The 14,185-nt window shown below is 51.1% G+C and carries 11 protein-coding genes; 7 read left to right on the forward strand and 4 right to left on the reverse strand.

What is annotated here, in order from left to right:
• Window positions 1-24 precede the first annotated feature (24 nt).
• Window positions 25-1,179: a cyclopropane fatty acyl phospholipid synthase gene (gene cfa, locus OGV38_RS21905; RefSeq protein ID WP_019077741.1), complete on the reverse strand. Its 1,155-nt coding sequence runs from the start codon at window positions 1,177-1,179 to the stop codon at window positions 25-27.
• 67 nt (window positions 1,180-1,246) lie between these two features.
• Here cfa and OGV38_RS21910 point away from each other — a divergent pair, with 67 nt between their 5' ends.
• Window positions 1,247-2,095, forward strand: a complete 849-nt coding sequence (locus tag OGV38_RS21910) for a helix-turn-helix domain-containing protein (protein WP_016157517.1) — start codon at window positions 1,247-1,249, stop codon at window positions 2,093-2,095.
• Here OGV38_RS21910 and OGV38_RS21915 read toward each other — a convergent pair whose 3' ends face one another.
• Window positions 2,096-2,869, reverse strand: a complete 774-nt coding sequence (locus tag OGV38_RS21915; RefSeq protein ID WP_269518965.1) for a siderophore-interacting protein — start codon at window positions 2,867-2,869, stop codon at window positions 2,096-2,098.
• Window positions 2,870-3,103: 234 nt separating this feature from the next.
• Between OGV38_RS21915 and OGV38_RS21920 the strand changes: the two genes are divergently transcribed.
• Entirely contained in the window at window positions 3,104-3,778 is a 675-nt protein-coding gene (locus OGV38_RS21920) for a PadR family transcriptional regulator (RefSeq protein ID WP_269518967.1), read from the forward strand.
• Between the two features lie 53 nt (window positions 3,779-3,831).
• On the opposite strand, the gene OGV38_RS21925 is transcribed toward OGV38_RS21920, so the two are convergent.
• Window positions 3,832-5,352: a methyl-accepting chemotaxis protein gene (locus OGV38_RS21925; protein WP_016154592.1), complete on the reverse strand. Its 1,521-nt coding sequence runs from the start codon at window positions 5,350-5,352 to the stop codon at window positions 3,832-3,834.
• A 430-nt stretch (window positions 5,353-5,782) separates the two neighbouring features.
• On the opposite strand from OGV38_RS21925, the gene ygjG reads away from it, so the two are divergent.
• A complete protein-coding gene (gene ygjG / locus OGV38_RS21930; RefSeq protein WP_049259762.1) occupies window positions 5,783-7,162 on the forward strand; it encodes a putrescine aminotransferase in 1,380 nt (459 codons plus the stop codon).
• 90 nt (window positions 7,163-7,252) lie between these two features.
• Here the strand turns inward: ygjG and OGV38_RS21935 are convergent, their stop codons facing one another.
• Window positions 7,253-7,585 (reverse strand): tRNA-binding protein, encoded by a 333-nt coding sequence (locus OGV38_RS21935; RefSeq protein ID WP_016157522.1) that lies wholly within the window; start codon window positions 7,583-7,585, stop codon window positions 7,253-7,255.
• Between the two features lie 209 nt (window positions 7,586-7,794).
• Here OGV38_RS21935 and ebgR point away from each other — a divergent pair, with 209 nt between their 5' ends.
• The 4 genes from ebgR to OGV38_RS21955 all read left to right on the forward strand — a co-directional run bounded on the left by ebgR (window position 7,795) and on the right by OGV38_RS21955 (window position 14,022).
• Complete coding sequence (gene ebgR, locus OGV38_RS21940; RefSeq protein WP_016157523.1) at window positions 7,795-8,778, forward strand: transcriptional regulator EbgR; 984 nt, start codon at window positions 7,795-7,797, stop codon at window positions 8,776-8,778.
• A gap of 206 nt (window positions 8,779-8,984) precedes the next feature.
• The gene (ebgA, locus tag OGV38_RS21945; RefSeq protein ID WP_286474993.1) at window positions 8,985-12,077 is read left to right on the forward strand and encodes a beta-galactosidase subunit alpha; all 3,093 of its coding nucleotides are present in this window, start codon (window positions 8,985-8,987) and stop codon (window positions 12,075-12,077) included.
• On the forward strand, window positions 12,074-12,523 hold the full coding sequence (locus OGV38_RS21950; protein ID WP_016154597.1) for a beta-galactosidase subunit beta: 450 nt from the start codon (window positions 12,074-12,076) through the stop codon (window positions 12,521-12,523). Before ebgA ends, OGV38_RS21950 begins: the two co-directional genes overlap by 4 nt.
• Before the next feature lie 65 nt (window positions 12,524-12,588).
• Complete coding sequence (locus OGV38_RS21955) at window positions 12,589-14,022, forward strand: amino acid permease (RefSeq protein WP_016154598.1); 1,434 nt, start codon at window positions 12,589-12,591, stop codon at window positions 14,020-14,022.
• Window positions 14,023-14,185 lie beyond the last annotated feature (163 nt).

Raw genomic sequence — 14,185 nt, forward strand, 5'->3', positions numbered from 1 at the left:
GCGCTTCGCTTATCAGGCAGAACGTTAACGATACACGCGGATCCCGCCCTCTACGCCGCGACTAAACAGCACCTGCCAAAGTTCAATATCTCTGGCGCGGAAAGCCCCGGCGCAGGCGCATAAATAGTAGTTAAACATTCTTCTGAAGGTGGCGGAATAACGTGATGACAGCTCCGGCCATGCTTGATTAAAGCGCTCGTGCCACGCCATCAGCGTTTTATCGTAATCGCTGCCAAAGTTATGCCAGTCTTCCATCACAAACCGTGATTCGCTGGCTTCGGCAATATGGGAGATCGCCGGTAAGCAGCCGTTCGGGAAAATGTATTTATTGATCCACGGATCGACGCTCATCCCTTTTTTATTGCTACCAATGGTGTGTAGCAGGAACAGTCCGTCCGGTTTTAAACAACGGTCGGCGATGCTGAAATAGGTGTCGTAGTTTTTTGGCCCGACGTGTTCAAACATCCCCACGGAGACAATGCGATCGTAGTGTTTATCGAGGTCGCGATAATCCTGCAGCAGAATCTTAACGTCCAGTCCTTCACAGCGCTGCTGCGCCATCTTTTGCTGCTCTTTGGAAATGGTGACGCCTTCCACCGCCACGCCATAATGACGCGCCGCATATTCCGCCAGCCCACCCCAGCCACAACCAATATCGAGTAAACGCATGCCCGGTTTCAGTTGTAGCTTCTCACAGATCATTTTTAATTTGGCATTTTGCGCATCGTCTAATGTGGTTGCGTCTTTCCAGTAAGCGCAGGAATATTGCATATGCGGATCAAGCATCAGCGCAAAGAGATCGTTACCAATATCATAATGTTCTTTGCCGACAATCCACGCGCGGCTCCGCGACTGCAAATTAAACAGGCGTGCGCTGGCAATACGTAAAATATCTTTCAGGTTACCCGGCATCTGCTGGTCAAGTTTTGCTTTCAGGATTTTGCAGAACAGAATATCGAGCCGCTCGCAGTCCCACCAGCCTTCCATATAGCTTTCGCCAAGCCCTAACGAGCCTTGTTGCAGTACCCGTTTAAAGAAACCGGCATGATGAAGTTGAATGTCCCAGGCACGGGAGCCATTAATCCTGATATCTGCTTGCGAAAGCAGCTCTTTTCCCATTCGGGTCCAGTTATCATTTGTTTCATTGACGATGACAGCATCTGAACAAAGCGAGTTCATGGTTTTTACCAAAGGTGGGCTAAAAATTCTTACGCAAGATTATTATGGAAAAAAGAGTGTATGTATTATGATCCGCGGACAAGATCTATCGAGCAGCGGACACACCATCGGGAGCATTGACGATTTATTTATGGAAACTCTCGTGCAAAAACAGTGGAACTCCTTCCCGGATAACTCCATGACGGAACTGCCGCAGGATGTTTACTTTCGCTCGTATGTCCTGGAAGCCAATCATCATGTTCCACAGCATTCACACTCTTTTATGCAGTTTCATTTCGCCCGCAAAGGCAGTATGCGTATTGATGTTGCCGGCAAGTGCTGGATAATCCCGGCGCATTATGGCATCTGGATCCCGAATCATACGGAGCATGCGGTTTGGGCATTGGATGATGTGTATTTAGAGAATCTGGATATTAAACCGAGCTTTCTTGAAGAGAGCATCAATGAATGTAAAGTGGTGGCTATCAGTGATTTCGCCAGAGAGTTTATTCATTACGCCACGAATTTAATTTCGGGCCATTATGATAGCCAGTCAAAAGAGGGCAAGCTGGTTAGCGTCCTGGTCGACATTATTCTGCAGCTTCCGGAAGTCGCTTTTGTATTACCCTGGCCGCAGGATCGCGAATTAACCAAAGTTTGCCGAACAATACAAGAATCCCCGGCGCTGGAGCATTCGGTTGAATACTGGGCGCAGCATCTGGGTATGTCTGCCCGTACCTTTTCACGCCATTTCAAAAAAGAAACCGGATTGCCTTTCAGCGTCTGGAAGCAAAAAATGCGTATTCTGGAATCCGTATTAATGCTGAAGAAAAATAAAAGCGTGACCGCCGTGGCGCTCGACGTAGGGTATTCAAGCACCGCGGCATTTAGCTACGCATTCCGCCAGGCGTTTGGCGTGCCGCCATCTAATTACTGATTAACGACGCTGATGCCAGTAAGCCGCTGCGCGAACAAGTTGCTGATCGAACGCCTCGCTTTCAAAGCGAGCACTCAGGTTTTTGACCACCTTACCTTCGCCGGTAATCCAGATGTAGTAATCATCTGCGGGTACGATTAGCCGCGATAAGTGTTCATTCACCGCCTGCTCGTCATGGCCGATAAACCACTGAATAGTAAATCCGTCGAGATGGGCAAAATAGTCCTGGTACGCGGCATCCTGCACACTTACCAGCGCCGTGACGTTCGGACGTACCGCTAAACGGCTGAGCGACTCCAGGCGTCGGCGCAGCGCAGGCATTCCCGATTCATCACACACGTAAACCTGATACGCATAGTCCTCTGGCACCACCAAAGAACCGCGCGGTCCGCCTACCGTCAGCTTGTCACCCTCGCGGGCATTCATCGCCCACGTACTTGCCACGCCACCGTCATGAATATAGAAATCCAGTGCCAGCTCATGGCGTGCTTCGTCATACAACGGCGTGTAATCACGGGATATCGGACGCACGCCGTCAGCCCAGACAATACCTTCATCAGTGACAACCGGCGGCACAAAGTGGCTGCCCGGTTCAGGGAAAAAGACCTTGGTATGGTCATCAAAGCCGTGTGAGCTAAAACCATCCAGAGCGTCACCGCCCAGTACAATGCGCTGAAAGCCCGCGCTAATACGTTCTACGCGCAGGACGGTAAGTTCCCGAAAACGCAGTTCATTGCGAACGCGCTGCGGGTAGCGTGAGGTGTTTTTTGTCATTTTTTCGCCTTCGGAAGATAATACGATATATCTAATTTAATTTTTAAATGATAATGATTGCTAATCAGAAAGATTGCAAGCACTTTTTTGATATAGTCGCCTTCTGACTAAACGGCTAACACACACCTTTAAAAAAGATAAAAATCATAAAGTTAAACAAAAAACATTTTATAGTCTTGCACCAAAACAATATTTAGATATAAATTAGATATATCTAAAACACATCAGGAGACGATGATGCAAAACCATCATGAAGGTTGCTGCAAGCATACAGAGCACCAACACGAAGGCTGCTGCAAGGGTGAAGGACATCACCACGAAGGCCGCCACAACGAACACCATGCAGGTTGCTGCAAAGGTGAAGAACATCGCCATGCAGGCTGCAACAAAGAACATCACCACGAACAGGGTTGTGGACACCGCCACGGTCGCGGCGGCGGTCGTCGCCAGCGCTTCTTCGGTCACGGAGAATTACGCCTGGTCATTCTGGATATCCTGACCCACGACGCCAGCCACGGCTATGAGCTGATTAAAGCGATTGAAACCCTGACTCAGGGCAACTATACCCCGAGCCCGGGCGTCGTCTATCCGACGCTGGATTTCTTGCAGGATCAAGAGCTGATCACCATCAGCGACGAGGAAGGCGGGCGTAAACAGATTGCGATCACAACCCAGGGCCAGCAGTGGCTGGATGAAAACCGTGAGCATCTGGAACATATCCATGAACGTATTAAAACCCGCTGCGTGGGTTTTGAATTACGCAAGAACCCGCAGATGAAACGCGCGCTGGAGAACTTCAAAGCCGTGCTGGACCTACGGGTCAATCATGGTGATACCAGCGATGCGCAGATCAAAAAAATCATCGGTATTATCGATCGCGCTGCGCTGGATATTACTCAACTGGATTAATCTACAGAGCAGGCGGAACGCGTTTGCCCTGCGTTCCGCCTTTATCGTTAATATTAATGCAGCACCGTGACTGCATCTTCCAGACGACCAGCCCGATGTTTCACCATCGCGGAAATCTGGGCGCTCTCTTCAACCAGTTCGGCGTTTTTCTGCGTAATGTTGCTTAATTCATTCACTGCGCGAGTCAGGCTCGAAAGACCATCTGACTGTTCCAGCGTTGAGTGACTGATTTGGGCGATCAACTGCGTCACGTTTTGCACCTGCGCCACAATATCATCCATCGTGCGCCCTGCGGCGTGAACCTGGTCGGATCCGGACTGCACCTTATCGGCGCTGGCATCAATCAGCTTGCGGATATCATTGGCTGCACTGGCGCTGCGGCTGGCAAGATGACGCACTTCTCCCGCCACCACGGCGAACCCTTTCCCCTGCTCACCCGCCCGTGCGGCTTCAACAGCGGCGTTCAGGGCCAGAATATTAGTCTGGAAAGCAATATCGTTAATCAGCGTGGTAATGGTGCCGATCCGCTGGGTGCTGTTGGCGATATCGTCCATAGTTTTGATGACGGTATCCATCGCCTCGCCGCCGTGCGTCGCCGCGCTGCTGGCTGCAATGGAGAGCTTGTCGGCCGCGGCGGCGGTCTCTGAGTTTTGCTTCACCGATGCCGCCATCTGATTCATGGTGGTCACCGTTTCCTGCACGTTCTCTACGGTCTGCTGCGTATGCTTGTTTAAATCATCGCTGCCTTTCGCCAGCGTTTCGCTGTCGCTGCGCACACAGCTCACCTGACTGGAGACATCATGGATGAGCCAACGGCACATTAGCCCCAGTTGCCCAACCGCTCGCAGCATCAGGCCCAGTTCATCACTGCGGTTAAGATGCGACACGCTGTTTCGTTCACCGGTCGCCACTTTTAGCGCCTGACGAGCGACATTCTCAATAGGACGCACAATCTGCCATTCGAAAATAGCCGTTCCCAGCATCATCACCAGCGCGCTTATCAGCAGTAACGGCCATTCGGCGCCCATTTGCTGCAATGCGGCCGCCAGTACGATAAACATAATTGCCATTACGCTGCGCACTCGCCAGCGAATCGGCAGCGCCGGGAGTTTACCCAGCCAGCCTTTGCGTACCACCAGTCCTTTATGGATACGTCGGTTGCAACGCCCTTCATTCAGCGCTTTATATAAAGGCTCTACCGCCGCAATCTCCTCGTCAGTGGCCCGGGTACGAATCGACATATATCCGGTGACACGACCTTCCCGTACCATCGGCACCGCATTGGCCCTTACCCAGTAGTGATCGCCATTCTTACGCCGGTTTTTCACAATCCCGCTCCATGGCTCGCCCTGTTTCAGGGTGTACCACATATCCGCAAACGCCGCTTTTGGCATATCCGGATGACGAACCAGATTGTGCGGCTTATCAAGCAATTCATTCAGTTGATAGCCACTGACCTGGACAAAAGTATCGTTCGCGTGGGTGATATAGCTTTGTAAATCGGTGGTCGACATGAGGGTGATATCATCATCCAGCGGTGTATTTTGCTGACTAACGTAGGGATGAGAAGACATGATTGCGTCCTGTGCAGGTTATCTGGTTGTTAACTCTTTCGGCTTATGTTATTTCGGCGATAATTTTTTTATCTTTAGTTGTTAAATTTGATTTAGATCGCAATTTGTGATTAAACCTCAAAATCTGTACGCATTCTAATCCATTGATTTAAAATACTTTCATTCAGTAACTATTCAACTGCACTTCTACCAACGCACCGTCACAGTGCAAACATTGCTCACTTTTAGCGCAGAAAAGTGCTTTTCCGATCTGTTTTCGCGGTCTTAACCTGGGCAAAATGCCAGCAAATGTTAAACATCAGCATTAAATGTTTCGTGAATGAGATGTTTCCTGGTGTTTATCCCGATTTTTGCTAAGCGCGCCGGAATGGCGCAATCACTGCAATACTTAAATCAGTATCATGTGATACGCGAGCTCCGGGAGCATATTTTGAACAGGTTACCTTCCAGCGCATCGGCCCTGGCCTGCAGCGCACACGCACTGAATCTCATCGAAAAGCGCACGCTTGATCATGAGGAAATGAAATCATTAAACCGAGAGGTGATTGAATACTTCAAGGAGCATGTCAATCCGGGGTTCTTAGAGTATCGAAAATCTGTAACTGCAGGCGGGGATTACGGAGCCGTAGAGTGGCAAGCGGGAAGCCTGAATACGCTTGTCGACACCCAGGGGCAGGAGTTCGTCGATTGCCTGGGTGGATTTGGAATTTTCAACGTGGGGCACCGTAATCCAGTCGTGGTTTCCGCCGTACAGAATCAACTCGCGAAACAACCTCTGCACAGCCAGGAGCTACTTGACCCTCTGCGGGCCATGCTGGCAAAAACCCTCGCCGCGCTGGCGCCAGGTAAACTGAAATACAGTTTTTTCTGTAACAGCGGGACCGAGTCGGTTGAAGCCGCTCTGAAGCTGGCGAAAGCGTATCAATCGCCGCGCGGTAAATTTACGTTCATTGCCACCAGCGGCGCATTCCACGGCAAATCATTGGGAGCACTGTCCGCCACGGCTAAATCAACCTTCCGCAAACCCTTTATGCCGCTGCTGCCGGGTTTCCGCCATGTGCCGTTTGGCGATATTAACGCGATGCGCACCATGCTCAGCGAGTGTAAAAAGACCGGTGACGACGTCGCAGCCGTGATCCTCGAACCTATCCAGGGTGAAGGGGGCGTGATCCTGCCACCGCAAGGGTATTTGCCCGCCGTGCGTAAACTTTGCGATGAGTTTGGCGCACTGATGATCCTTGATGAAGTGCAGACCGGCATGGGTCGTACCGGCAAAATGTTCGCCTGCGAGCACGAAAACGTGCAGCCCGACATTATGTGTCTGGCCAAAGCGCTGGGCGGCGGCGTGATGCCAATTGGCGCAACCATTGCCACCGAAGAAGTGTTTTCCGTCCTGTTCGACAATCCCTTCTTGCATACCACCACGTTTGGCGGCAACCCGCTCGCTTGTGCGGCTGCGCTAGCCACCATTAACGTCCTGCTGGAGCAAAATTTACCGGCTCAGGCGGAGCAGAAAGGCGATATGTTGCTGGATGGTTTCCGCCAGCTTGCACGGGAGTACCCAGACCTCGTGCATGATGTACGCGGTAAAGGCATGCTGATGGCAATTGAGTTTGTCGATAATGAAATCGGCTACAACTTTGCCAGTGAGATGTTCCGCCAGCGGGTACTGGTTGCCGGCACGCTCAACAATGCAAAGACGATCCGTATCGAACCGCCTTTAACGTTAACGATCGAGCAATGCGATCTGGTATTGCGATCGACGCGCAAAGCCCTGGCAGCATTACGGGTGAGCGTGGAGCAGGTGTAATACAGGTCGGATGGCGCTGCGCATCTCAGGCTTACGGGATCAAATGTAGGTCGGATAAAAGCGTAGCGGCCATCCGGCAATTAGCACAACTTAAACAATCCGCACACCCGCAGGCATAAGGCGTTCTGGCGTCAGCAGCACGCTTTCGCTGCCATCGTCCGTCTCAGCGCACAGCAACATGCATTCTGACGTTTCCCCGCGCATTTTGGCCTTTTGCAGATTACACAGCACCACCACCGTTTTCCCCATCAATTCCTCTTCGCTGTAATAAGGCACCAGGCTGGTCACGGTTTGCAGCGTACGCTCTCCCACATCCACCTGCACGATATACAGCTTATCAGCATTGTCATGGCGCTTTACCTGTGCGATTTTTCCAACACGTATTTCCATTCGGGCAAAATCAGCAAATGCGACGGTATCCATTGTGTTCTCCTTTGGTAAAATTTTACTAAATACTAGCAAAATATTTTCTTGGCATGGTTCTCAAAAGCGGGAAAATGACGTAGTCATCACACTCTGAAAGCCCAGTTTTACCCCAGGCATGTCAATTAAACGTACTTTTTTTACTGAAAACAGATGAATAGATAAGCACTTCATTTACAATGCGCAGGTAACTCAGGGAAAAGGCAAACATGGCAACACTTAAAGACATCGCAATCGAAGCTGGCGTGTCCCTGGCGACAGTGTCCCGGGTTTTAAACGATGACCCCACGCTGAATGTAAAAGAAGAGACCAAGCATCGCATTCTGGAGATCGCGGAAAAACTGGAGTACAAAACCAGCAGTGCTCGTAAAAACCAGACCAGCGCGCTCGGCCCCCAGCATATTCTGGCGCTCTACAGCTACCAGCAGGATTTGGAAATCAACGATCCTTACTATCTCGCGATCCGTCACGGAATAGAAACCCAGTGTGAGAAGCTGGGGATCGAACTGACCAACTGCTATGAGCACAGTGGGCTACCGGAGAGCAAAAACATTACCGGCATTCTTATTGTCGGCAAGCCTTCTTCGGCTTTGCGTAATGCAGCAGCAGCGCTTACCGACAACATCTGCTTTATCGATTTCCATGAACCCGGCAGCGAATATGACGCCGTCGATATCGATTTGGCCCGCATCAGTAAAGAGAGTATCGACTACTTCATCGCCCAGGGCGTCACTCGCATTGGCTTCATCGGCGGTGAAGACGAACCCGGCAAGGCAGATATCCGTGAAGCCGCGTTTGTCGAATACGGTCGTCTGCAGCAGGTCGTTTCTGAACAGGACATCTATCGCGGCGGTTTCTCCAGTTCATCAGGGTATGAACTGGCAAAAAAAATGCTGGCGAAAGCCGACTATCCCGGTGCCCTGTTTGTGGCTTCAGACTCGATTGCTATTGGCGTTCTGCGCGCCATTCACGAGCGTGGCCTGAACATTCCGCAGGACATTTCGCTGATTAGCGTTAATGATATCCCGACAGCGCGCTTCACCTTTCCTCCGCTTTCCACCGTTCGCATCCATTCAGAAATGATGGGCAGTCAGGGCGTCAACCTGCTGTTTGAGAAAGCCCGCGATGGGCGTGCGCTTCCTCTGCTGGTTTTTGTTCCCAGCAAGCTGAAACTGCGCGGCACCACCCGCTAAAATCCCCAGTAAACACGCCCGGTTTCTTCTGATGCCGGGCGCGCATTGTCATGCATTATTTTCTGCGCCCCATTATTTTCGTGATCCAGTTAAAGTAAATCACCTTACTCGCTATATTTTAGTAAAACTTTTACTAAAATCACCATCAATTACACTTACTCACCATTAAAATGAATGGTTCCGATTTTTCTCCACCGGGAGGCCTTATGAATCGCTGGGAAAACATTCAGCTCACCCACGAAAATCGACTGGCGCCACGCGCATATTTTTTCTCTTATGACTCCGTTGCGCAGGCTCGCTCGTTTGCCCGTGAAACCAGCAGCCTCTTTCAGTTGCTAAGCGGTCAGTGGAATTTTCAGTTCTTTGAGCATCCGCTGCAGGTGCCGGAAATCTTTACGTCGCAGTTGATGAATGACTGGGGCAGCATCACCGTCCCAGGCATGTGGCAGATGGAAGGACACGGCAAACTGCAGTATACCGACGAAGGTTTTCCTTTCCCGATTGATGTCCCCTACGTTCCGACCAATAACCCCACCGGAGCCTACCAGCGCATTTTCTCCCTCAGCGAAGGCTGGCAGGGCAAACAAACGCTGATTAAATTTGATGGCGTAGAAACCTACTTCGAAGTTTACGTGAATGGTCAGTACGTCGGTTTCAGCAAAGGCAGCCGCCTGACGGCTGAATTTGATATCAGCGCGGTGGTGAAGACCGGTGACAACCTGCTGTGCGTTCGCGTAATGCAATGGGCTGATTCCACTTACGTTGAAGACCAGGACATGTGGTGGTCGGCGGGAATTTTCCGCGACGTCTATCTGGTAGGCAAACAGGCGACCCATATTCAGGATTTTACCGTTCGCACCGAGTTCGATGATGACTATCGCGACGCCACCCTCACCTGCGACATTGCGCTGGAAAACCTGGCTGCCACGCCAGCGATGGCGTCGCTCGAATACACCTTGTTTGACGGTGAGCAGGCGCTGCATAGCGGCGTGATTAACAATCTGGCAGTGGATCAACACACCCGCACCGCTTTTAATTTCAAGGTTAGCGCGCCGCAGCAGTGGTCAGCGGAATCGCCGTATCTTTATCATCTGGTGATGACGCTGAAAGATGCCAACGGCAATCTCCTTGAGGTCGTGCCACAGCGGGTCGGATTCCGCGATATCAAAGTTCGCGACGGTCTGTTTTACATCAATAACCGCTACGTGATGCTGCATGGCGTTAACCGCCACGACAACGATCATCTAAAAGGCCGTGCGGTTGGCATGGATCGCGTTGAAAAAGATCTGCTGTTAATGAAGCAGCACAACATCAATTCCGTGCGTACCGCCCATTACCCGAACGATCCGCGCTTCTATGAATTGTGCGATATCTACGGTCTGTTCGTGATGGCCGAAACCGACGTTGAATCTCACGGCTTCGCCAATATCGGCGATATCAGCCGGATAACCGACGATCCGCTGTGGGAAAACGTCTACGTTGAGCGCATCGTGCGCCACATCCATGCACAAAAAAACCACCCGTCGATCGTCATCTGGTCGCTCGGCAACGAATCCGGATACGGCTGTAACATCCGCGCCATGTATCACGCCGCGAAAGCGCTGGATGACACGCGTCTGATCCATTACGAAGAAGATCGTGACGCCGAAGTGGTGGATATCATCTCCACCATGTACACCCGTGTGCCGCTGATGAATGAGTTTGGCGAATATCCACATCCTAAGCCGCGCATCATCTGCGAATATGCTCACGCCATGGGCAACGGTCCCGGCGGGCTGACGGAATATCAGAACGTCTTTTATCAGCATGACTGCATTCAGGGACACTATGTCTGGGAGTGGTGCGATCACGGGATTCAGGCCAAAGATGACGACGGCAACGTCTGGTACAAATATGGCGGCGACTACGGCGACTATCCGAACAACTACAACTTCTGCCTTGATGGCCTGATTTATTCCGATCAAACCCCGGGGCCGGGTCTGCAGGAATACAAGCAGGTGATTGCGCCAGTAAAAGTACGCGCACAGGATCTGGCTCGCGGCGAGCTACGGGTAGAAAACAAACTGTGGTTTACCACGCTTGACGACTACACCTTGCATATTGAGGTTCGCGCCGAGGGAGATACGCTTTCTGCTCAGCAGATAAAACTGCGCGACGTCCCTCCTGACAGCGATACCCTGGTGCAATGCACACTGCCGGAGCTGGATGCGCGCGAAGCGTTCCTCAACGTCATCGTGACGAAAGATTCCCGTACGGCATACAGCGAAGCCGGGCACCACATCGCGACTTATCAGTTCCCGCTGAAGGCCAGAACGGCGGCTGCCGTACCGTTTAGCCAGCAAAACGCTACCCCTCTGACGCTGGAAGACAGCCGCCAGAGCTGCACCATACGCGGTTATAACTTCCTTCTGACCTTCTCAAAACTGAACGGTAAGCCCATTAGCTGGACCGTTAACGGTGAGGAGCTGATTACCCGCGAGCCGAAGATTAATTTCTTCAAACCAACCATTGATAACCACAAACAAGAGTTCGAAGGCCTTTGGCAACCAAATCATTTACAGATTATGCAGGAGCATCTGCGCGATTTTGCCATTGAGCAAACCGATGACGCGCTGTTGATAACCAGCCAGACGATTATCGCCCCGCCGGTATTTGATTTCGGTATGCGCTGTACCTACCGCTGGCGGATTGCCGCAGATGGTCAGTTGAACGTGGAGCTTTCCGGCCAGCCTTACGGCGAGTACCGAGACATTATTCCGTGCATCGGCTTCACGATGGGCATCAACGGCGATTTGGGGCAGGTGGCGTATTACGGACGTGGTCCCGGTGAAAACTATGCCGATAGCCAGCAGGCCAACATCATCGATATCTGGCGCAGCAGCGTGGATGAGATGTTCGAAAACTATCCGTTCCCGCAAAACAACGGCAATCGTCAGGACGTGCGCTGGGCAACGCTAACCAACCGCCACGGCAACGGTCTGCTGGTGGTTCCGCAGCACCCTGTCAACCTGAGCGCCTGGCGCTATACGCCAGAAAATATCTTTACCGCACAGCACTGTAATGCGCTGCAGCGCAGCGATGACATCACCCTGAATCTGGACCACCAGGTGCTGGGCTTAGGCTCCAACTCGTGGGGAAGCGAGGTGCTTGATTCCTGGCGCGTCTGGTTCCGTTCGTTCAGCTACGGCTTCACGTTGTTGCCGGTTTCCGGTAGCGAATCTAGCGCTCAAACCGCCGCCAGCCGCGTCTTTGGTGCCGGGTTCTTTTCCACGAATTTGCACAGTGAGAATACAAAATGAGGATCATCGACAACTTAGCGCAGTTCCAACAAATTTACGCATCCGGGAAGAAATGGCAGCGCTGCGTCGAAGCGATTGAAAATATTGATAATATTCAACCAGGCGTCGCCCACTCTATCGGTGATTCCCTGAGCTATCGCGTGGAGACAGACTCCGCGACCGATGCGCTGTTTACCGGTCATCGTCGTTATTTTGAGATCCATTACTACCTGCAAGGACAGCAAAAAATAGAGTATGCCGCCAAAGAGGATCTCCAGGTGGTTGAATATTATCGCGATGAAACCGATCGCGAATATCTGAAAGGCTGTGGAAAAACCGTAGAAGTGCGCGAAGGACAAATGGTTATTTGTGACAACCATGAAGCCTATCGTTTTATTTGTAATAACGCAGTGAAGAAAGTCGTACTCAAAGTCACCATCGAAGATGGTTATTTTCATAATAAATAAAAACACAGGCGGCGCCGACGTTGCGCCGCCAGTACCCTATAATAATCAGGAATCGGAGATGTGCTATGTCTGATACCAAACGTAATACCATCGGCAAGTTCGGCTTACTTTCACTCACCTTTGCCGCGGTTTATAGTTTTAATAACGTTATCAACAATAATATTGAGCTTGGTCTGGCATCCGCACCGATGTTTTTCCTCGCGACGATCTTCTACTTTATTCCGTTCTGCTTAATCATCGCTGAATTTGTTTCGCTGAATAAAAACTCCGAAGCCGGTGTCTATGCATGGGTGAAAAGTTCGCTGGGCGGACGTTGGGCATTTATTACCGCCTACACCTATTGGTTCGTTAACCTGTTCTTTTTTACCTCGCTGTTACCCCGTGTTATCGCCTACGCCTCATATGCTTTTTTAGGCTACGAATACATTCTGACGCCGTTCGCAACCACTGTATTAAGTATGGTGCTGTTTGCCTTCTCCACCTGGGTTTCGACCAACGGCGCAAAAATGTTAGGACCGATTACTTCGGTCACCTCTACATTGATGCTGCTGCTGACCCTGTCCTACATCCTACTGGCGGGTACTGCGCTGGTTGGCGGCGTACAGCCTGCTGACCCTATCACCGTAGACGCAATGATCCCGAATTTTAACTGGGCCTTCCTCGGTATCACCACCTGGATCTTTATGGCGGCAGGCGGTGCGGAGTCGGTGGCAGTGTACGTCAACGACGTCAAGGGCGGGTCCAAATCGTTCGTGAAGGTTATTATTATTGCCGGGATTTTTATTGGCGTGCTCTATTCCATCTCCTCGGTACTGATCAACGTCTTCGTGAGCAGCAAAGAGCTGAAGTTTACCGGTGGTTCGGTACAGGTATTCCACGGCCTGGCGGCATACTTTGGCCTGCCGGAACTGATCGTTAACCGCTTTGTCGGCCTGGTCTCCTTTACCGCGATGTTCGGCTCTCTGCTGATGTGGACCGCAACGCCGGTGAAAATTTTCTTCTCTGAAATTCCGGCGGGTATTTTCGGTAAAAAAACCGTCGAACTGAATGAAAACGGCGTTCCGGCCCGCGCAGCCTGGATTCAGTTCCTGATTGTTATCCCGCTGATGATTATCCCAACGCTCGGCTCCAATACCGTGCAGGATTTAATGAACACTATCATCAACATGACCGCCGCCGCATCGATGCTGCCGCCGCTGTTTATTATGCTGGCTTACCTGAATCTGCGCGCAAAACTGGACCACTTACCGCGCGACTTCCGTATGGGTTCGCAAAAAACCGGCATTATTGTGGTATCGATGCTGATTGTCCTTTTCACCATCGGGTTTATTGCCTCGACCTTCCCGACCGGCGGTAACATCATGACCATTATTTTCTATAACGTCGGGGGGATTGTTATTTTCCTCGGTTTTGCCTGGTGGAAATACAGTAAATACATCAAAGGGCTAACCAAAGAAGAAAAAGCTATTGAGGCGGCTCCCGCGTCAGATATTAATTAAAATATTAATAACGATTAGAGCTGTCTGTTTTCTTGCGCACATGAAATACAATGTGAAATTAAATATACAGACTTGCAGGGCATTTATTGCCCTGCTCTTCTGTTATGTATTTTCATTATTTGCAGCAAAGATTCGTCCACCAGCGGCCGCAACGTGTGAATCG

Source organism: Citrobacter sp. Cb080 (assembly GCF_030334745.1).
Lineage (GTDB): Bacteria > Pseudomonadota > Gammaproteobacteria > Enterobacterales > Enterobacteriaceae > Citrobacter > Citrobacter braakii.